Raw genomic sequence first — 18158 nt, 5'->3', positions numbered from 1 at the left:
CCTATTTTTTCATGTCCCTTTCAAGATCTGCCTTTATCCTTTCGTACTCCTCTTTTGAAATCTCCCCTCTTGCGTATCTTTTCTTAAGAATCTCGATAGGATCCTCATCATCCCACCATCTGTAATGACGGTAAGAATCCCATTTAAAAGATCTTACCACACGAATAATTATCCAGAGAAAAAATGCAAAGATCAAAATGCCTGCTATAGCCTGAACCAATCCAAATCCCCAATAATCCCATCCGTACCAGTAAGGTCCTGCGTAATACATCACAAATCACTCCTTTCAAATGGGGCAAATCTCTTTTGTCCTTGAATGTAAGCGATGGATATCTCCATTAGAGTGGGATATCTTCCTTCATCTTTGTCTGTCCTGTAAAGAACTTCGTCTCCAACAGTGCCTATGATCTCGCCGGATATTTTCTCATTTCTTCCACCTATTCTGTGCTTTGCCTTGGCCTCATCGATTGTGTCGGTGTAAATTATTCTTCCTTCTTTTATTATCGCAAATGCATCGGCGATTTCTTCTAATTCATATATCTCGTGCGAAGATATCACAATAGATTTTCCCTCCTTGGCAAAGTCTTTCAAGATCCTTAACATATCGGATCTGACAACCGGATCAAGGTTAAGTGTTGGTTCATCGAGGATTAAAAGTTCGGCACCACTTGAAACCGTTAGTGCCAAATTCATTATAACTTTCATGCCTGTTGAGTAATTCTCAACGCGTTCTCCCAAATTAAGTTTATAATGAATTACAAATTCGTTGAAAATCTCATCATTCCATTTGGGGTAAAGCATACTCCACAGTTTTCTATAATCATCGCCTTTGAATCTTGAAAATGAAATTCTGTTTTCGGTCATAACCGCTATTCTATCCTTTAAATTTGGATTGAATTTACTTCCAAAGATCTTTATTTCTCCCTGATCTGGAAAAAGATCGCCGTAGAGGCATCTCAGAGTCGTAGTCTTACCCGCTCCATTTGGGCCTATTAAAGAGAATATCTCTCCATAATTGACCGAAAAATTCACGTTGTTTAGGACTATCTTTTCGCCAAACTTTTTTACGATATTTTTCACATCGACGATCTTTTCTGCCATCTTTTTGTCACCCCTTTCTTTGAAAAAAGGTAAAAGGATACAACCAAAATTGCCACGGCAAATAAGAGTGCCGCAATTTCATTTCCCTGAAAAATTGGACTTATCATACGGTACAAATTTTGAGATTCCGGTCCTATAGATCCCAAAATCATGTCAGCAACCCAGAAAAGCCATATGAAACCACCACCACTTAGCCCCGCAATTGCGAAAATGTTGAAGATACCGTAATAGGCTGTTAAAAAGATCAAAGAATGCAGAATCTGCGAAAATGACAGGTATATACCAAGATCGATTATTCCACCAACGGAGAGTTGAATGATCGTTACTATCGTGACCAAAAAGACGAATGGAAACCAGAATATCTCGGAATATGAAAAAGGCAATGCCATTAATTCTGAAATTGATTCTTTGCGTCTTCTATATGGATCAATGTGGGATAAAACTATCGTGATCATCAAAATCATGAAAATCCCTCTTAAAAAATCAACGGGAATAAACATGAGAATGGCGAAAACGACGAGTGCACCTCCCTTTTCTATGAAATCTTTCATGAAATACGCCTCAAGTTTTTGAATCATTTTTCCATACCTCCTCCATTATCAAAATGGCTGTGTGTAAATCTATACCCATAATTTTGAGTTTCTGAACGGTTTCATCGAGAATTTTTATAACCTCGGTCTTCGGACTTTGAGAAGATTTTACAAAATACCCAACGCCGTGTCTTGCCTCAACGATACCCTCTGACTGCAAACGTTCGAGAGCCTTTAGGATGGTGTTGACGTTAACGTCAAAGATATCCTGTAATTCCCTTACTGGTGGAAGTTGATCTTCAGATTTTAAATTTCCAAGAAGTATTTCTTTTTTTATTATGTCTATAACTTGAATGTATGCTGGAATTCCGCTATGCTTGTCTACTTTTTCAAACATCAATATCTTACCCTGTTGATCTTTAAAAATCCACCGGTATTTTGAATGTCGAGATATCCTTCATTCGATGAAAGCGTGTACACGGAAAGATTTCCACTTATTGCATTTACAAGGATCGATCTCGATCCTGCCCATTTATCTACATATTTCAAATTACCATCTATGGAGACACCATTAATCTTTATCGTATTGGCAGAAACCATAAGGTCTAAATTGTCTCCGGTCCCATTTATCTCGATGCTTGAGGCCTTAAGAGTACCATTTAGATTTATTCCAACACCATTTATCGAGATTTTACTTGCCACTATCGATGAATTCATCTCTATGCCTGTCGAGTTGAATACGACATTTTCTGCCAATATACTTCCATTGACTTTAAGACCCGTCGTTTGAAAATAAGCATTCGTAAATCCGTCCTTTGTTCCAACAACGATTCTGAATGTAACGTTATTCTGATTTGATGATATATCGAGTATATTCTTGTTTCTTTTGACGTTTAGAATGGATGGAATGTATATCGTATTCGTAGACGGATCGAAGGTTAAGTCAAGTCCGGTAACATTGATGGAAAGATTCCTTGATCCTTGTATATATGTGTCCGGGTAAATAGTCTCTGACGTAAAAGAAAAAACGCCAAAGTTCGAAATAAAATTGTATGGAACATTTCTTATAGCGATGACAACTCCAAAAATAACGATCATCGCAATAAGGAAGAATGCATATCTTCTCATGTTAATCGCAAAGATTATCAGAGATAATACGCCCAAGATTATCTTTAATGGCAGAAATGGAATAAAAATAGCCAAAGTGCCTAATGCCATCGCCAAACATGTTCTAAACATTATCGGATATTTTACCATGATCTCACCTCTTGTTATAGTGTTCTATATAACTATAACACAATAAGGATCAAAAGTCAATCTCCAAAGGATCAAAATTGAACAAAATAGGTAAAGTATTAGTCATAATTATAGAAGGAGATGATTAAATGTCAAAAAAGGTTTTGATGATAATTTCTAACGGAGACAAAAACGTGATTTCTGGGGCAATGACACTTGCAACGATTTCTTTTGAAAACAAACTTTACAGCGATCTTAAGGTTTTTTTCTTTGGCCCAAGTGAAAAAGTTATAAGTGAAGACAAAGATTTGCAATCCAGTCTTTCAAAGTTGATTAAGGATGGCATTACGCCTGTTGCGTGCGTTAATGTCAGTAATGCCTTCAATATAACGCCAAAACTTAACGCCCTTGGCGTTAACACGATACCTGTGGGAAAGTCAATCGCGGATCTTGTGAATCAGGATTACGTTACAATGGTTTTTTGAGTAACCTCCCATTTTACCTGCGCCTCCTTTGTGGGGCGCATTTCATTTGTATAAAGTTACCGGATCATGCAAGTCGAAGTAATATTGGTGTATGAATTTAGAAATCTGGCTGGTATAATATATTTAAATAGATCAAAAAGGAGGAAGAGACGATGACGGAAATAAACAGATTAGAAAAGTACATTGAATTTCCGATGAAGCCAGATGACAAACTCAATCCAACTCTGTGCGAACTTTGGGAAATGGCTAAAGTGTATTCTGTTCCTAACAACGCTGGATTGCCCCTTTTCTATCCAAAGGTTAAATCGAGAAGCGCCAAATTCACAAAAAATTATGAGATCGATGATCCGGAAGCGCAGAAGTATCTCAAAGATGTTCAGGATTTTGTCAAAAACAACGAGATGATAAAGGTTGAGGCAAGAATAGGAGAGGGATCGGAATTAACTTTCAGATCGAGACTTTTTGTAAGCGCGAAATATCCACAACTTGCCTACATGTTCAAAAAGAACTTATTTGAACCTAACGGGGAAGAGATAGAACAGGTTGACGTTATAACCATTCCCGAGTATCCGGAAAGGAAGGTTCTCGTCTTTCCAAAAGAGGGCGTCGAAGTGATTTTGGGAAGTGATTATTACGGAGAGACAAAGATGGCTGCCCTTAGGCTTGCCATGTATATAGCCCGAGAAAAACATGGAGCACTTGGTCTTCACGCTGGAAGCAAAGCATACAATCTGAAGATAAATTCTGAAATGAAACACATCGGTGTTTTGATCTTTGGACTGAGCGGAACTGGAAAAACAACTCTTGTTTGCGCGACACACGATCTAAAAACGCCAGAATCGATAGAGATAATTCAGGACGATATAAATTTCATAGATCAAAATCTTTTTGCTTGGGGATCTGAGAAGAACTTCTACATCAAGACGGAAGGTATTACATCACAGCCATTGCTTTTTGAAGCCGCAAAAAGTACGGGTTCTATTCTCGAGAATGTTTACGTCAATGAAAAAGGAGAAATAGACTTTGATAATTTAAGCATAAGTTCAAATGGGCGCGCGATAGTTGAAAAAGATAAGATCCCTTACAGTTCGAAATCTTACAGAATGGGAAAGGTCGATGTTCTATTTTTCAACACCCGTCGTGACGATCTGCCTCCCATTCTTAAGATCGATAGCGTCGAAAAGGCCGCGGCCATCTTTGCGCTGGGAGAGTCTACCATAACAAGTGCCGATGATCCTCAAAGAGCGGGCCAGCCTGTAAGAACTGTGGGCTTTAATCCCTTTATAATAGACGATCCTGCAAAAGAGGTAAACACGTTCAAAAGCGCACTCAAGGGAAAAGAATTCAAGGCGTTCATAGTTAACACGGGATACATTGGAGGATGGAATGGCCTCAAGATAAAACCAGCCGACACCTTTAACTTCGTCGAAAAAGCCTTAAGAGATGAAATAAAATTCGAATATGATCCTCTCGTAGGGTTTGAAGTACCCGTTGAGGTTGAAGGTATGGACATAAGCAAATTCAAAATAGAAAACTTCTATTCGAAAGAAGAATACGCTCAAAAGATGAAAAGATTAAGAGCCGAGAGATTAGAATTTCTCAAGACGCTTGACGGACTTGACAAGGACATTGTAGAGTCGATCTGACCAACGCCTGCTTAGGCAGGCGTTGTTATATTAATTTCACAAGTTGACGGGCCGCAAGAAGTGTCCCTTCATTTTCGTATCCCGTTACACCCAACATGGTTCTTACCTCTCCGACCTTTACGCCTGTTTCGAACATCTTTCCGACGTAGAAATCAGCGAGTTTTTCGTGCACTTCTTTTCTTTGAACGGCTCCGAATGGATTTGCAAAGTATGAAAACGACAGGCCCTTCTCAGACGTTGTACCCTTTGCCATCCTTGCGCCTTTGGAAAAGACATCTATGGCGCTTTTGAGATCTTTGAAGAAAAGGACCCTTTCTTCGTCCGATTCTACCTTTGTGTAATTGTTGGCGTAAAGGAAGAAATCTATTGGGGTGGGTGAGATTATTTCGTTGTAGTTATCGAATGGAACTATAACCCTTGCGTTTGTTTGATCTGGATTCATGAAAATACTTCTGTCGAGCGTTGAGTAGGCATATCCCGGAGGTAGATCGTCAAGCCTTACAAAGGCTCCTATTTCTGTGCCGTAGGCAACAACCCTTCCATCTTCTATGCTCAAAGATCCCATGTCATCTATGAGTATGTTGACATATTCAACTTCGTCAAGCCTTCCGAGAGCGTCGAGAGTCTCTGATTTACCCGCACCACTGTCACCCACGAACATGATGTTAGCCTTTCTTCCATTTTTCAATTTTATCGTGGCAAGAGATCCGTGCACAGGTAATTTTTCTCTGTCTATCATTATTAAATTGTGAACCGTTAGTATCATTTTCTTGGCATATCCAAAGTAATCATTTTCGTCCAGATCGGGGATTACTCCCGCATATATTTCATCTTCGTATATCACACCATCTTTATATTCATTCCCGATGTAATCTATTGGAAGGCCAAAGATCACTATACCGTCAGGTTTGCGTTGCTCTGTAAGATCTGCCATCTCGAAAAGATTTGTAAGACCTGCCGCATGCGCTAAATATTTATAATTGAAATAGATGTACATCAAAAGGGTTCCAACCTTTATCGGCATGGCATACCATCCACGGTCAAGTTCGACCTTATCCAAGAATTTAGATTTCACAACTGGGAAAACGCCCGTTCTTTTGTTCGATTTTGTGTGAAATATGGCCGGGGGAGCGATTACCGCACTCCATATGAACGGAACTGAATACATCCATTCGTATTTCATCCTGTTCTTTGGAGAATTTCTTATCTTGTCGGTTATGAATATCACCTGAGCGCCGCTCGGCAGTTGCCTGAAAACCTTCTGGACTTTAAGTGAGGTGTTGAATTCAAGGTCTCGGTAAAGATTTCTGACGGTATTTTCAAATTCTTCTCCAAGGTACATTGCAGATTTAAGGATTCCATTTCTCTCATTCACGTTCTTCGAAAATCTTTCCCTTTTGACTATGAAGCGATGCTTTTCTCTCCAAAAATCGTAAAACCCTTCAACGAAATTTTCAAGTTCATTTCTCGTTTTATCGTCGAGATCATCCGCAGGTTTCAAAGTCAAATTGTAAAGGTAATTCATTATATCATCGTATTTGAAATTTTTCTTTTTGAATTTTTTTAAAACCTCCGGCACCTCATTTTTTTTCTCAAGCGCACCAAGATAATCGATCATGAATTTCTTGAAATATGGGCTTGATATGATCTGGTTGTAACTGTTAACAAAGAGTCCATTTATAACTATCGTGTCCATGAAAATCATCCTCCTTCAGTTTTGCCTTTATATTCGGGATTTTTCAGGATCACCCGTTTGTTAAAAACAACCTTACTCACCGTCGGAGGCAATTTCATTTCTTCTCTTTTTAAGCATTCAAGTATCAAATCAATGGGAAGGGAAGTTATAACCCATATGTCTGATACTTCCACGCTGTCTTCGGACCTTAAAGGAGCCTTCTCAATTGCCGATTTAACTGCCTGAACGTATTTTTCGAAATCGAAATTTTGATTATTATTTTCCACGTTATCTCCTAAAAAACAAGTCCTCCGTCCACGCCGAGTATCTGACCTGTTATGTAATTTGCCTCATCCGATGCAAGGAAAAGGTAGGCATTTGCCACATCTACAGGCTCGCCCATTCTTCCGAGCGGCGTCTTTTCCTTCATAAGGTTTGTGACTTTTTCTGGCAGATTGGCAGTCATCGGAGTTCTTATGTATCCAGGAGCAACGGCGTTGACGCGGATATTGTACCTTGCAAGTTCCTTAGACCATGTTTTAGTCATTCCTATAAGGCCCGCTTTTGAGGCAGAATAATTTGTCTGACCTATATTTCCGTAAATACCCACAACAGATGACGCGTTCAATATCACCCCACTTCTTTGATTCATCATGTAAGGAACAACAGCCTGAGTTACATTGTATACTCCCTTTAGATTTATCGCTATGACAGCATCAAAATCGCTTTCCGACATCCTGACGAGAAAGTTGTCTTTTGTTATGCCGGCATTATTTACGAGAATGTCTATTCTTCCGAGATCCTTTGCTATTCTATCTACGATCTGTTTTACCTCATCGTGCTTTGAAACGTCCATTTTGTATATTTTGTAAGCATCGCCAAGTTCACTTTGTGCCCTTTTCAAAGCGTCCTCGTTGTAATCACATGCGGCAATTACTGCTCCTTCTGATATGAATCTTTTCGCAGTTTCAAATCCAATACCACTTGCCGCTCCTGTTATAAGTGCCACTTTTTTCTCTAATCTCATGATTTACCTCCCACATTCAACTATATCGAACCGACAAGTCCAAGAAAAAATTTAACTCCCATTTCAAGAACATCTTCATCAACATCGAAATAAGGACTATGATGTGGAGCGATTATATTTTTAGATGGAGAACGTATGCCAAGAAATACAAATGATCCCTTTACTTCCTTAAGATAATAAGCAAAATCTTCCGATCCCATCGTCGGTGTTGCTTCATCGTATTGGAATCCCAATCTTTCAAGCGTTTTTATCGCGTACTCTGTGCTTTCTTTGAAATTCACAAGCGGAGGGGCTATCCTGTTTATCTTTACCTCTAAATCTCCACCGAGAGATTTGGAAAGTTCTCTCATCTTTTCGACGTTTGATATTATTTCATCTCTTACCTTGTCAGAAAAGGTGCGGATCGTGCCAAGTATTTTTGCATCTACCGGTACAACGTTAAAGGCATTTCCAGAATTAAAAGCCGTTACATTTAAAACGGCGCTGTCAAGCGGATCCACTCTAAGAGATCTCATCTTCATTAATTCGTTGATTATCGTTGATCCTATTGAGATGGGATTAACAGTTTGATTTGGAGATGCAGCATGGCCTCCGGATCCTTTTACACGCAAGGTCATTTCATCAACTCCGGCCATCAAAGGTCCAGATTTAACGGCGAATCTTCCCGATTCGGTGCCGATCCAGACATGGATTCCAAAAACGCTATCCACTCCATCGACTGCCCCGGCCTTTACCATTTCGCATGCACCGCAACCCCCTTCCTCAGAAGGCTGAAAGATGAATCTCACATTTTTCGAAGGTTTATGAACGACCATGTACTCCGCCGCCGTCAGAAGCATGGCCGTATGAGCGTCATGGCCACATGCATGCATCTTTCCGGGATTCTTAGAGGCATATGGTTTATCATTCATTTCATTTATGGGAAGAGCATCTATGTCTGCTCTAAGTGCTATGGTTTCATTCGATCCCACATCCATGTACCCTATAGTACCTGTACCTGCCGTTTTATAAGGTATTCCTAACCTATCGAGATGATTCCTTATGTATTTTGCCGTCTCATACTCTTCAAATCCGAGTTCTGGATGCATGTGAAGGTATCTTCTGTGATCTACAACGATCTTTGAAATCTCCATCCTTTTTGGCTCCTTTCTTAAGAGTATGATATCACAATTCGAAGGATCGAATCAAAATTATTTAAGATAAGTTCAACAAAGATTTCAATCATTTTGATGTATACTTAAATTAATATCATTTGAAGTTATTCTGGATAAGGAGGCAAAAATGGACAGAAAAAAGAAGGCTTTGATATTCATAATCCTATTGGGTGTTGTAAGTTTCTTTGCCGATATGACCCATGAGTCTGCAAGAAGTATAAACGGCCCATTCATGTCCATGTTGGGGGCGAGTGCCCTTGCCGTAGGCCTCGCAGGTGGACTTGGAGAATTCGTAGGGTATGCCCTAAGATTTATAACCGGATATTTCGTGGATAGGACCAAATCTTACTGGCTTCTTACAATAATAGGTTACGCCATAAACCTTTTTGCCGTTCCCCTTATGGCTATTGCTTGGAACTGGCAGATTGCCTTCGCACTCATAATAATAGAAAGATTTGGAAAGGCCTTTAAAAATCCTCCAAGAGATGTTATGCTCTCCTTTGCGACGAATGAAGTCGGAAGGGGAAAGGGATTTGGGCTTCACAAATTGATAGATCAGGCCGGAGCAGTAATAGGACCTCTATTTGTGGCCCTTGTATTATTTATTAAACCCAACGATTACAAATTGGGCTATACTTTCCTTTTGATTCCAGCCATAGCGGCCATGATAGTCCTTTTCATATCCATGGCACATTATCCAGAACCAACTGAGATGGAGGAAGAAAAAGAAATCGAAAGGCCAAAAAAGGAAAATTCCGGGATACTCAATAAAAAATTCTGGATTTATTCCGTATTTGTTACTTTAACGATGATGGGATTTGCCCATTTTATGATAATTTCCTATCACTTCAGCAAAAATTCGATAATCTCCGATGCCATGATACCTGTGATCTTTGCCGTTGCCATGGTGACAGAAGGAATTTCTGCATTTCTAATAGGTAGAATTTACGACAAGATAGGCTTTAAATCATTGCTTTTAATTCCTATACTTGCGATATTGACAACTCCATTTGTTTTTGCTTTTGGGTACACTCTCGCCGTAGTCGGCATGATATTATGGGGTATAGTACTCGGAATTCAGGACACAGTTTTGAGGGCATCGATTGCAGACTTGATTCCAACCTCCTCAAGAGGAAAGGCTTATGGTCTTTTCAACATATTCTACGGTGCGGCATGGCTTGCAGGCAGCACGATAATGGGAGCGCTTTACGATGTGTCGATATTGTACGTTGTGATCTTCTCGATCGTGCTTGAAGCGTTATCGATTCCTTTCATGACTTATCTGTGGAGAACGGCGAAATCATGAGATTTTTGATGTGTGAGCCGAAAGAGGCTTATTTCAAAGTTGATGATCTGAAAACTCACAATATAACTCAAAGATCAAACAAAGCGCTTGCAATATCACAGCACCGATCACTTTCATCTCTTATAAGATCTTTGGGCCACGATGTCGTTATGGTAGAGGAGTTAGAAGGTCATCCCAATTCAGTCTTTGTTAAAGATCCGGTATGCTGCACTCCGAATGGATATATCAAGTTAAGAATGGGACTTAAAAGCAGGCGATCAGAAGAGGAATGGCTCTCGAAATTTCTTGATCAACTTGGAATAAGATGCATCGGTAAGTTGGAAGCGCCCGCCACAGCCGAAGGAGGAGACATAATAATCGCGGAGAAATTTGTCTTTATAGGTTTATCTTCAAGAACAAACTTAAATGGTGCGAAAAAGATCTCCGAAATCTTTTCGAATTTTGGGTATAAGCCGCGGATGGTAAAGGTTCCATCGCCATACCTTCATCTTGGAGGTGCGATGACTTATATAGGAAGTAATAAAATCCTGTGCGTTGACAATTTAGATGGAGATTTCAGTGATTTTGACCTTTTAAAGGTGCCAAGCGGGGATTTCATAAGTGGAAATGTCATCTTTCTTCCCTTCAACGACGTAATTGTTGAGGAATCAAATGTAGATGCAATAAAACTTTTAAAATCAAATGAATTTAAGGTACACAGTATAAATCTTTCTGAATTTGTAAAAGGAACTGGAGGGCCAACCTGCTTGATCCAGCCTATTTAAACAAAAATTGCCCACTTTCGTGGGCAATAAACCCTTTTTCTTCAGAAAAGGGGGCCTGAAGTCAAAGGCAGAGAAACGTAAGTCGAGTAGTTAAGCACTATATAATTGTTCCCCGGAATCGATCCTGTCATGTTGCCGGTACCAACTGTAACGCTGAAATATCCGTGCTGGTAGAACAATCCAAAAGAAGGCTGAGAAAGTCTGGAATTCCAGTCAACAAGAGCGCCTATCGCGTTTGATTTGTCAAGGTTGTAGGTAAGAATTGCATTTGCTACCTGCAAGGGATAACCGTATCTGTCCGGATCTGTCGTATCGTAATGGATATAGGCCGATGTGCTTGTAGGCTGATTTGCGTAAAGTCCTTGGAATGAGAACTGGTTGTAATTTGCGTTTAACTCAACCTCCCAAGTTGGCATTCCAAATGTCGGATTGTTCATGTAAATGTCGTAGGCTGCGCCACCTATGGCTGACATTGAGATATCCCCAAGGTTGAAATTCATCTGACCATTCGCAGAAAGATGGACTTTATTGTTTCTTGCGTAACTGAAATCTTGGGCGGCATACGCGTAAAGACTCGCATTTTTAGAAACGTATCCTGCATATCCTCCAAAAGTTGAACTCGGCTGATCATATCTTACTCCCATTGCGATATTTCCAGAGTTGTAATTTATCTCACCGCCGGTAACGTAGTCGTAAAATCCTCCAACCCATGGCATTATCCACAGATAATTCGATTCTCTTGTCAACACATGGTTGGATCTGAATTTGCCGAGATAAATGTTCCAGTCTCCGGAGTAATAATTTGCATACCAGAATGTCGGCTGAATCAAAGTCACGCCGAAGGCTGAAAAGGTCGCGAGGCTTGTCGCAAGGTAATCCTGGATGCTAACGTTAAGTCCTTTCATCACGGGAATATTCAAATAGGCTATCGGGAAAATGTTTGCCGGTTGAGACGAAGTTTGATTTTGCAAATTCATCGTGTAGTATGTAAGGATGTTGAACTGAACTCCCGCGGCAAGCGCCGAAAAGGCAAGTACTGAAATCAACGCCACCAAAACAATGTACTTCCGCATTTTACTACCCCCTTGATTTGATTTTGGAAAGGATAAAATTATATCACATTAATTTTAAATTTCAAAATGATCTCTCGTATATCTTTTCAAGATCTTCAACCTTAAGGTTCCCCGGTGTTACCTCTATAAGTCCTCCCATAGTCCTCATAGCATCTGAAGCGAGTTGTTTTATCTTCGATCTTTCGACTCCCAACTTTGAAAGGGAAACATCAAGATCAACAGATTTTTGCAGTCTTCTTATGAGTTCTATAGAAAGGCGGGCAAGTTCTTCTGTATCAGTTATGGAATCGGGAGCGCCCATTGTCAGAGCGACCTTCGCGAGCCTTTCCTTTACGTGTGGGAGAATGTATTCAAATAAAGCAGGGCCCGTAGCGCAAAGTCCAACACCGTGCGTGACGTTGTAATGACCGCTTACGGGATGTTCAAGAGAATGATTTGCTATACATCCTGAAAGAGTTTCGCATATGCCCGCGGCGGTGCTTGCCCAAGCGAGCGCTGTGCGCGCTTCTATGTTTTTACCGTCCCTGTAAGCGACTGGAAGATATTGATTTATAAGCGATATAGCCTCGAGCGCGAGAAGATCTGAGGCTGGCTGATGATTTATATTCACGTAAGATTCTATCGCATGGTAGAATGCGTCCATTCCCGTAGAAGCAGTTTGATTTGGAGGAAGGGATATCATCAATTCGGGATCGACTATCGATATCTTTGGAAATGTGAGATCGAATCCAACGCCTATCTTTTCATTCGTCTTTGGGTTTGTAACGACGGCAAACGGATCTGCCTCCGTTCCAGTTCCATGAGTTGTTGGAATTGCTATTATTGGAAGTGCGTCAGTTGGAACTTTTCCACCTCCAACGTTGGTGTAATCCCAGCAATTTCCTCCCGATTTAGCCACAACTGCGATCATCTTTGCCGAGTCGATAGGACTCCCGCCACCTATACCTATAACAAAATCGCATTTCTCATCTTTTGCGATCTTTGCTCCTTCATCTACAGTTGTTGAGAGTGGATTTGGTACGATCTTATCGAAATGGACATATTTGATGCCATTTTTCTCGAGCGCTTTCAGTACTTTGTCAAGTAAGCCTGTTGATTTTGCGCTCTTTCCTCCGGTAACTACGAGCGCTTTTTTACCCACACCTTTTGCGAGATTTCCAATTTCGTTTATTTTGCCGACTCCAAAGATTATTTTGGTTGGCAAAAAGTAGGTAAAATCCCTTACGTCTTTCATTTTTATTCCTCCTTTCAATAAATAACAGCCTCTATCCATATGCTCTTATCTTTTGAAAGGTCTACGATTTTATCCTCGACAACGACGACGGGAACGAGTAAACCAACACCGCTCGATCTTAAAACCATTCCTGATTTCCCGTTGCTTAATTTTACACGTGTACCGGTTGGGTACATGCCAACGACTTTAAGAAAGTTATTGACGACGTATGGATCGTAGTCCTTTCCCGCTCTCGATAGGATCCACTTTATCGCCTGATAGGGACTCATCTTAAGGGCTTCAGATGTTGTAGATGTTAAAGAATCGTAAGCGTCCGCAATTTGAATAACCTTTGCGTAGAAATTTATGTCGTCCTTTGCCTTTCCAAGTGGAATACCGCTTCCATCGTACTTTTCGTGATGTTCAAGAATTGCGTCGAGCACCTCTCTGTTGTCGATGGTACCAGATGTGGAAAGCACCTTGTATCCTATAGCCGTATGTTGGAGCAACTTTTCCCTTTCGGTCATCTTTCCTATATCCACGTAATTCGGATCGTCCAAAAGCATCAATCCTATGTCGTGGAAGACGGCAGATTGTGCGAGGGGAACAAGATGGTATCTCGACATAGAAAGGGTGATTCCTATCATCAAAGAAAGAATTGCTGTGTTTATTCCGTGCTTGTAAAGATATCCACTTGGATGTTTTCTAAAAAGATTAACGACAAATTCTTTTTGGGTCATCATCTCGTCTACAAGCACACCAACGGTTCGTTGAATCGGGGTTGGATCTATCTTCTCTCCGATCTTCAATTCCCTTGATATATCTTTAAAGGAATCTATAAAATTCTGGTACATCTCTTCCTGTATTGATAATTTAACTCCTGCCGCTATTGGTTCTTCGTTTTTTATTAATTCCTGATCGAAATCTATAGAACTTTTTATCTTTTCAAGTTCGTCCGATGGTTTTTCTTTTGTCTCTATGGGAAGCCAGAGTATCTCACGACTTCTTAAAATTTCTATTTTATCCTTTGTTATCCTTGTTCCCTTGGCAAGTAAGACGTTGAAAGAAGATTTATCGTACAAATCTTCTCCGAGTATCTCTCCTTCTTTTATGTTCTCGATAGGTTTCCATTCAATCGCCATTGTGATTCACCACGAATTCGCAATTATCAAAGAATCTCGATAACCCCTGCGGTCCGACAAAAGAGAGCGTCCATTTTCTTTTCATGTATCTTTCAAAGGCCGTTATCGCTTCTTCTTCGGTGACGGTATCTATGTTTTCGCTTATTTCGTCTATTTCTCTTATCTTTCCTATTGTGAAGTAATCGTCGACGATCATGTACATCGTCGCAAGAGTCGACTCCGTAGACATAAGAAGTCTACCCTTAACCTTTTTCTTTCCATATTCTAATTGTTTCGATATCTCTTCAGGCAATTCATTTAAAACCTTCTTTATTTCATTCAAGGCTTTACCGGTGTTTTGAAGAGAAGTCGAGAAATTTATTGTAAACTCACCGCAAAAAGAATGAGATTGATTCGATGAGGAAATAGAATAAACAAGACCGAGTTTTTCTCTCAATCTATCGAAAAGAATTGAACTCATTCCACTTCCGAGAATTGTGGAAATCACACCAAGCACATAACTCATTCTGTCCCCGCGCGGCACAGATGGAATTCCTATGCTTCCATTTGCCTGATTTAGATCACTTTTCTCGACTATCTTCATAGTCGGATCGAGCGGGTGTGGATCAAGTTTTAAACTTTCGGGTTTTGAACCCTTTATCGAGGCCATTTTCTCTTCCACGTAATCAAGATCGATTGCGGAAAGATTTCCTATTAAGACTGTCACCATATTTCCGGCAACGTAATGTTTCTTGAAAAAATTCTCTATTTGATCTTTTGTTATTTTCTTAACACTCTCGGCCTTTCCCGCTATTGGTCTTCCGTATTCCGTATTTCCCCATATGGAGTTCAAAAGATTTTCTTCGGAAAGTGCCGCCGGATCGTCTTCGTACATGGCTATCTCTTCAAGTACAACCTGCTTTTCTGACTCTATCTCTTTTTCCGGAAAAAGCGGGGAGGTTACAAGTTCAAATAGAACATCGAAAGATTCCTTGGCCGCAAAATCAGGTACTTTCGATTCAAAAAGTGTGTACTCTTCGGATGTAAAAGCGTTTATTATGCCACCAAATTTTTCTATCTTTCTTTTTATCTCTGAAGAAGCAAAACTTTTAGTTCCCTTGAACACGGAATGTTCTATAAGATGAGAGATTCCGTACTCTCCCTCTTTTTCATTTACAGATCCAACCTTTACCCCTATGCCTATAGTTATGGTCCTTAAAGAAGGGATGTTTTTAAGGACCATAAGCGATCCATTTTTAAGCCTTTTAGTCGTTATTCTCTCTTTTTGATTTATTGTTGTTCCACTTTCTATTGCTATCTCTCCCTTCTGTACGTTCCTCTTCTTCATCTACTATCTGTCTCAACTGAAGTTTTCCAGACGGATCAAAACCAGTTATCTCGACGTTGACCTTGTCTCCAACGTGGACGACATCTGCAACGTTCTTTACGTGTCTGCCCATTTTTGATATGTGTACAAGGCCTGTCCTTCCGGGAACTACTTCGGCAAAAAATCCATATTTCTCAACACGGCTTACAGTCGCCATGAAACGTTCTCCCTGTTTTATTTCTTTGCTCATATTGGAGATGTAGGCTATTACTTGATCTATCTTTTTGGGATCATTTCCTACGACCTTGACCTTGCCATCCTCTTCTATTTGAATTTCAACATTGTACTCTTCTGAAAGAGCCTTTACATTTCTTCCTCCCGGCCCTATGAGTTCTCCTATCTTATCTGCCGGAACGAATGTGATCTTTATAATAGGAGCGTATTTGGAGAGAGATTTCCTCGGCTCGGGAATCGCACTGTACATTATGTCAAGGATTTTATTTCGAGCTACACGCGCCTTTTCAAGTGCTACTTTGAGAATCTCTGCCGAGACCTGACCAACCTTAACGTCCATCTGGAAGGCCGTTATTCCTTCCCGAGTTCCAGCGACTTTGAAATCCATATCTCCGAGGTGATCTTCCATTCCCATTATATCCGTCAAAACGATCCATCCATCCGGCTCGAAGATCAACCCCATCGCTACACCGGCAACGTGTTTCTTGACCGGGACTCCGGCATCCATCAAGGAGAGAGAGCCAGAACAGACCGTTGCCATGGATGAAGAACCGTTAGACTCAAGTATCTCAGAGACAACTCTTATCGTGTAAGGGAATTCTTCTTCCGGCGGTATCATACGCTTTAAAGCCCTTTCGGCAAGATGACCATGCCCTATTTCACGCCTTCCGGGGCTTCCAAACTTACCTGTTTCGCCAACACTGAAAGGTGGGAAATTGTAATGGAGCATAAATCTCTTCTCTCCTTCTTCGAGAAGAGTATCTATTATTTGAACATCCATCGAAGCACCAAGCGTTACAATACCAAGACTTTGCGTTTCTCCTCTTGTGAATAAAGCGCTTCCGTGCGTTCTTGGAAGAAGACCAAGTTCACACGTTATAGGCCTTATATCATCAGGGCCTCGTCCATCGACTCTAAGATGTTTCTCGAAGATCATCCTTCTCATCCTGTTTTTCACAAGACCTTCGAACAATTCGGAAAGATGATATTTCGTTTCATCGAGTTTTTCTTCGGGTATTTGCGATTCAGCAATGAAAGAATCTATCTTAGATTTTTTGTATTCTTCTATCATTTTGTCTCTTTCGTGTTTCCCGGGTGTAAGAAGTCTTTTTTCGATCTCCTCATTTGAAAGAAGACTTAAGAATTTTCCCTTTAACCCTTCCTCAAGTTCATTCTTTTCGTACTGGAACTTCTCAACTTTGAATTCGGAAAGAATCTCCTCTTGAAATTCAACGAGTTCTTTTATGGCATTGTGGGCTTCCATAAGGATCTCAACCATCTGATCCTCGCTTACTTCATTTGCCTCTCCTTCGACCATTGTGATGGCGTCTTTTGTTCCCGCGACTATAAGATCAATGTCTGCTTCTTTCGCGATTTCTTCGGAAGGAAAGAAGACATATTCTCCTTTAACATGCGCTATTCTAACACCGGCAACTATACCGTTAAAGGGTATAACAGAAGCATTCAGAGCAAGAGATGCTCCCAAAATGCCCCATGTGTTGGGTGGATTGTCTGGATCGAAAGAAAGGATGGTGGCCACAATTTGAACTGGCATCTTAAAATCTTCTGGAAATAAAGGCCTTATAGGTCTGTCTATGTCTCTGGCAGATAGAATTCCGCTCTCCGAAGGTTTCCCTTCACGCTTTATAAATCCTCCCGGGATCTTGCCAGCCGCGTAGAATTTTTCCTGAAATTCAACGGTCAGTGGGAAAAAATCAAGTCCTTCCTTTGCGTTCTTTTCCATAACTGCGGTAACGAGAATCGTTGATTCTCCGTAATTGACGACAAATGCTCCATCTGCTTGTTTTGCAATCTTACCATTTTCTATTATAAGATCTCTACCTTTGAAATGTTTTTTCCAAACTCTGTACATTTAATCACCTCTTAATTTTTCAAAGAAGGAAGCGGGCTACCCCGCTTCAGCAATAATTAAAATTACCGTCTTAAATTTAATTTTGATATGAGATCTTTGTAAACATCCGGTTTACGATTCATCAAATATCGAAGAAGTCTTCTTCTTTTTCCAACCATCTTAAGAAGGCCTCTTCTCGAATGAAAATCTTTCGGATGAGTACTAAGATGTTCGGTTAAATGGTTGATCCTTGCAGTTAAAAGCGCGACTTGCACCTCTACCGATCCGTTGTCCTTCTCGTTGATTCTGAAATTCTCGATGATCTTACTCTTTTCTTCCTTTTCCATACAGCACCTCCGTCACTTCGAACTAAGAGTGGGACTATCCACGCTCTGAGTTCGAGTCTAAATATAT

At 40.4% G+C, this 18158-nt stretch carries 19 protein-coding genes; 4 read left to right on the top strand and 15 right to left on the bottom strand.

The annotated features are described in order from the left end of the window. Position 1: 1 nt before the first annotated feature. Genes ATHSA_RS07270 through ATHSA_RS07250 form a run of 5 tightly spaced genes read right to left on the bottom strand, consistent with a single transcriptional unit; the run spans position 2 to position 2888 of the window. A complete protein-coding gene (locus ATHSA_RS07270) occupies positions 2-271 on the bottom strand; it encodes an SHOCT domain-containing protein (protein ID WP_161848977.1) in 270 nt (89 codons plus the stop codon). After that, positions 271-1101: an ABC transporter ATP-binding protein gene (locus tag ATHSA_RS07265; RefSeq protein ID WP_161848445.1), complete on the bottom strand. Its 831-nt coding sequence runs from the start codon at positions 1099-1101 to the stop codon at positions 271-273. The genes ATHSA_RS07270 and ATHSA_RS07265 overlap by 1 nt, the downstream gene beginning before the upstream one ends. Next, positions 1077-1679 (bottom strand): hypothetical protein, encoded by a 603-nt coding sequence (locus ATHSA_RS07260; protein WP_161848444.1) that lies wholly within the window; start codon positions 1677-1679, stop codon positions 1077-1079. Before ATHSA_RS07260 ends, ATHSA_RS07265 begins: the two co-directional genes overlap by 25 nt. Continuing rightward, positions 1663-2028: a GntR family transcriptional regulator gene (locus tag ATHSA_RS07255; protein ID WP_161848443.1), complete on the bottom strand. Its 366-nt coding sequence runs from the start codon at positions 2026-2028 to the stop codon at positions 1663-1665. The genes ATHSA_RS07260 and ATHSA_RS07255 overlap by 17 nt, the downstream gene beginning before the upstream one ends. After that, positions 2028-2888: a hypothetical protein gene (locus tag ATHSA_RS07250; RefSeq protein WP_161848442.1), complete on the bottom strand. Its 861-nt coding sequence runs from the start codon at positions 2886-2888 to the stop codon at positions 2028-2030. Before ATHSA_RS07250 ends, ATHSA_RS07255 begins: the two co-directional genes overlap by 1 nt. 128 nt (positions 2889-3016) lie before the next feature. On the opposite strand from ATHSA_RS07250, the gene ATHSA_RS07245 reads away from it, so the two are divergent. Further along, positions 3017-3352, top strand: a complete 336-nt coding sequence (locus tag ATHSA_RS07245; RefSeq protein ID WP_161848441.1) for a DsrE family protein — start codon at positions 3017-3019, stop codon at positions 3350-3352. A 152-nt stretch (positions 3353-3504) separates the two neighbouring features. Further along, positions 3505-4998 (top strand): phosphoenolpyruvate carboxykinase, encoded by a 1494-nt coding sequence (locus ATHSA_RS07240; protein WP_161848440.1) that lies wholly within the window; start codon positions 3505-3507, stop codon positions 4996-4998. A 25-nt stretch (positions 4999-5023) separates the two neighbouring features. Here ATHSA_RS07240 and ATHSA_RS07235 read toward each other — a convergent pair whose 3' ends face one another. Genes ATHSA_RS07235 through ATHSA_RS07220 form a run of 4 tightly spaced genes read right to left on the bottom strand, consistent with a single transcriptional unit; the run spans position 5024 to position 8833 of the window. Further along, positions 5024-6694: a hypothetical protein gene (locus tag ATHSA_RS07235; protein WP_161848439.1), complete on the bottom strand. Its 1671-nt coding sequence runs from the start codon at positions 6692-6694 to the stop codon at positions 5024-5026. 5 nt (positions 6695-6699) lie between these two features. Further along, positions 6700-6960, bottom strand: coding sequence for a hypothetical protein (locus tag ATHSA_RS07230; protein WP_161848438.1), 261 nt, complete (start codon positions 6958-6960; stop codon positions 6700-6702). An 8-nt stretch (positions 6961-6968) separates the two neighbouring features. Further along, on the bottom strand, positions 6969-7700 hold the full coding sequence (gene fabG / locus ATHSA_RS07225; protein ID WP_161848437.1) for a 3-oxoacyl-[acyl-carrier-protein] reductase: 732 nt from the start codon (positions 7698-7700) through the stop codon (positions 6969-6971). A gap of 20 nt (positions 7701-7720) precedes the next feature. Next, a complete protein-coding gene (locus ATHSA_RS07220; RefSeq protein ID WP_161848436.1) occupies positions 7721-8833 on the bottom strand; it encodes a M20 metallopeptidase family protein in 1113 nt (370 codons plus the stop codon). A gap of 148 nt (positions 8834-8981) precedes the next feature. On the opposite strand from ATHSA_RS07220, the gene ATHSA_RS07215 reads away from it, so the two are divergent. Further along, positions 8982-10160, top strand: a complete 1179-nt coding sequence (locus tag ATHSA_RS07215; protein ID WP_161848435.1) for an MFS transporter — start codon at positions 8982-8984, stop codon at positions 10158-10160. Continuing rightward, the gene (locus tag ATHSA_RS07210; protein ID WP_232060071.1) at positions 10139-10924 is read left to right on the top strand and encodes a dimethylarginine dimethylaminohydrolase family protein; all 786 of its coding nucleotides are present in this window, start codon (positions 10139-10141) and stop codon (positions 10922-10924) included. Before ATHSA_RS07215 ends, ATHSA_RS07210 begins: the two co-directional genes overlap by 22 nt. 41 nt (positions 10925-10965) lie before the next feature. Here the strand turns inward: ATHSA_RS07210 and ATHSA_RS07205 are convergent, their stop codons facing one another. The 6 genes from ATHSA_RS07205 to rpsO form a co-directional block, all read right to left on the bottom strand. Further along, complete coding sequence (locus ATHSA_RS07205) at positions 10966-11997, bottom strand: hypothetical protein (RefSeq protein ID WP_161848433.1); 1032 nt, start codon at positions 11995-11997, stop codon at positions 10966-10968. Between the two features lie 61 nt (positions 11998-12058). Beyond that, complete coding sequence (locus tag ATHSA_RS07200) at positions 12059-13231, bottom strand: iron-containing alcohol dehydrogenase (protein ID WP_161848432.1); 1173 nt, start codon at positions 13229-13231, stop codon at positions 12059-12061. A 14-nt stretch (positions 13232-13245) separates the two neighbouring features. Further along, the gene (locus ATHSA_RS07195) at positions 13246-14352 is read right to left on the bottom strand and encodes an HD-GYP domain-containing protein (RefSeq protein WP_161848431.1); all 1107 of its coding nucleotides are present in this window, start codon (positions 14350-14352) and stop codon (positions 13246-13248) included. Beyond that, complete coding sequence (locus ATHSA_RS07190; protein ID WP_161848430.1) at positions 14342-15679, bottom strand: M16 family metallopeptidase; 1338 nt, start codon at positions 15677-15679, stop codon at positions 14342-14344. Before ATHSA_RS07190 ends, ATHSA_RS07195 begins: the two co-directional genes overlap by 11 nt. Then, a complete protein-coding gene (locus tag ATHSA_RS07185; protein WP_161848429.1) occupies positions 15597-17765 on the bottom strand; it encodes a polyribonucleotide nucleotidyltransferase in 2169 nt (722 codons plus the stop codon). The genes ATHSA_RS07190 and ATHSA_RS07185 overlap by 83 nt, the downstream gene beginning before the upstream one ends. Positions 17766-17827: 62 nt before the next feature. Beyond that, complete coding sequence (gene rpsO / locus ATHSA_RS07180; protein ID WP_161848428.1) at positions 17828-18091, bottom strand: 30S ribosomal protein S15; 264 nt, start codon at positions 18089-18091, stop codon at positions 17828-17830. Between the last annotated feature and the right edge of the window lie 67 nt (positions 18092-18158).

This window comes from Athalassotoga saccharophila, from assembly GCF_009936215.1.
GTDB lineage: Bacteria > Thermotogota > Thermotogae > Mesoaciditogales > Mesoaciditogaceae > Athalassotoga > Athalassotoga saccharophila.
The sequence above is the reverse complement of the archived record's forward strand: the minus strand, read 5'-3'. Positions and strand labels throughout refer to the sequence as shown.

What these genes read in the sequence shown, in the direction of transcription:
- ATHSA_RS07270 (WP_161848977.1), bottom strand. Translation starts at nt 271, where the DNA reads ATGTATTACGCAGGACCTTACTGGTACGGATGGGATTATTGGGGATTT.
- ATHSA_RS07265 (WP_161848445.1), bottom strand. Translation starts at nt 1,101, where the DNA reads ATGGCAGAAAAGATCGTCGATGTGAAAAATATCGTAAAAAAGTTTGGC.
- ATHSA_RS07260 (WP_161848444.1), bottom strand. Translation starts at nt 1,679, where the DNA reads ATGATTCAAAAACTTGAGGCGTATTTCATGAAAGATTTCATAGAAAAG.
- ATHSA_RS07255 (WP_161848443.1), bottom strand. Translation starts at nt 2,028, where the DNA reads ATGTTTGAAAAAGTAGACAAGCATAGCGGAATTCCAGCATACATTCAA.
- ATHSA_RS07250 (WP_161848442.1), bottom strand. Translation starts at nt 2,888, where the DNA reads ATGGTAAAATATCCGATAATGTTTAGAACATGTTTGGCGATGGCATTA.
- ATHSA_RS07245 (WP_161848441.1), top strand. Translation starts at nt 3,017, where the DNA reads ATGTCAAAAAAGGTTTTGATGATAATTTCTAACGGAGACAAAAACGTG.
- ATHSA_RS07240 (WP_161848440.1), top strand. Translation starts at nt 3,505, where the DNA reads ATGACGGAAATAAACAGATTAGAAAAGTACATTGAATTTCCGATGAAG.
- ATHSA_RS07235 (WP_161848439.1), bottom strand. Translation starts at nt 6,694, where the DNA reads ATGGACACGATAGTTATAAATGGACTCTTTGTTAACAGTTACAACCAG.
- fabG (WP_161848437.1), bottom strand. Translation starts at nt 7,700, where the DNA reads ATGAGATTAGAGAAAAAAGTGGCACTTATAACAGGAGCGGCAAGTGGT.
- ATHSA_RS07220 (WP_161848436.1), bottom strand. Translation starts at nt 8,833, where the DNA reads ATGGAGATTTCAAAGATCGTTGTAGATCACAGAAGATACCTTCACATG.
- ATHSA_RS07215 (WP_161848435.1), top strand. Translation starts at nt 8,982, where the DNA reads ATGGACAGAAAAAAGAAGGCTTTGATATTCATAATCCTATTGGGTGTT.
- ATHSA_RS07205 (WP_161848433.1), bottom strand. Translation starts at nt 11,997, where the DNA reads ATGCGGAAGTACATTGTTTTGGTGGCGTTGATTTCAGTACTTGCCTTT.
- ATHSA_RS07200 (WP_161848432.1), bottom strand. Translation starts at nt 13,231, where the DNA reads ATGAAAGACGTAAGGGATTTTACCTACTTTTTGCCAACCAAAATAATC.
- ATHSA_RS07195 (WP_161848431.1), bottom strand. Translation starts at nt 14,352, where the DNA reads ATGGCGATTGAATGGAAACCTATCGAGAACATAAAAGAAGGAGAGATA.
- ATHSA_RS07190 (WP_161848430.1), bottom strand. Translation starts at nt 15,679, where the DNA reads ATGAAGAAGAGGAACGTACAGAAGGGAGAGATAGCAATAGAAAGTGGA.
- ATHSA_RS07185 (WP_161848429.1), bottom strand. Translation starts at nt 17,765, where the DNA reads ATGTACAGAGTTTGGAAAAAACATTTCAAAGGTAGAGATCTTATAATA.
- rpsO (WP_161848428.1), bottom strand. Translation starts at nt 18,091, where the DNA reads ATGGAAAAGGAAGAAAAGAGTAAGATCATCGAGAATTTCAGAATCAAC.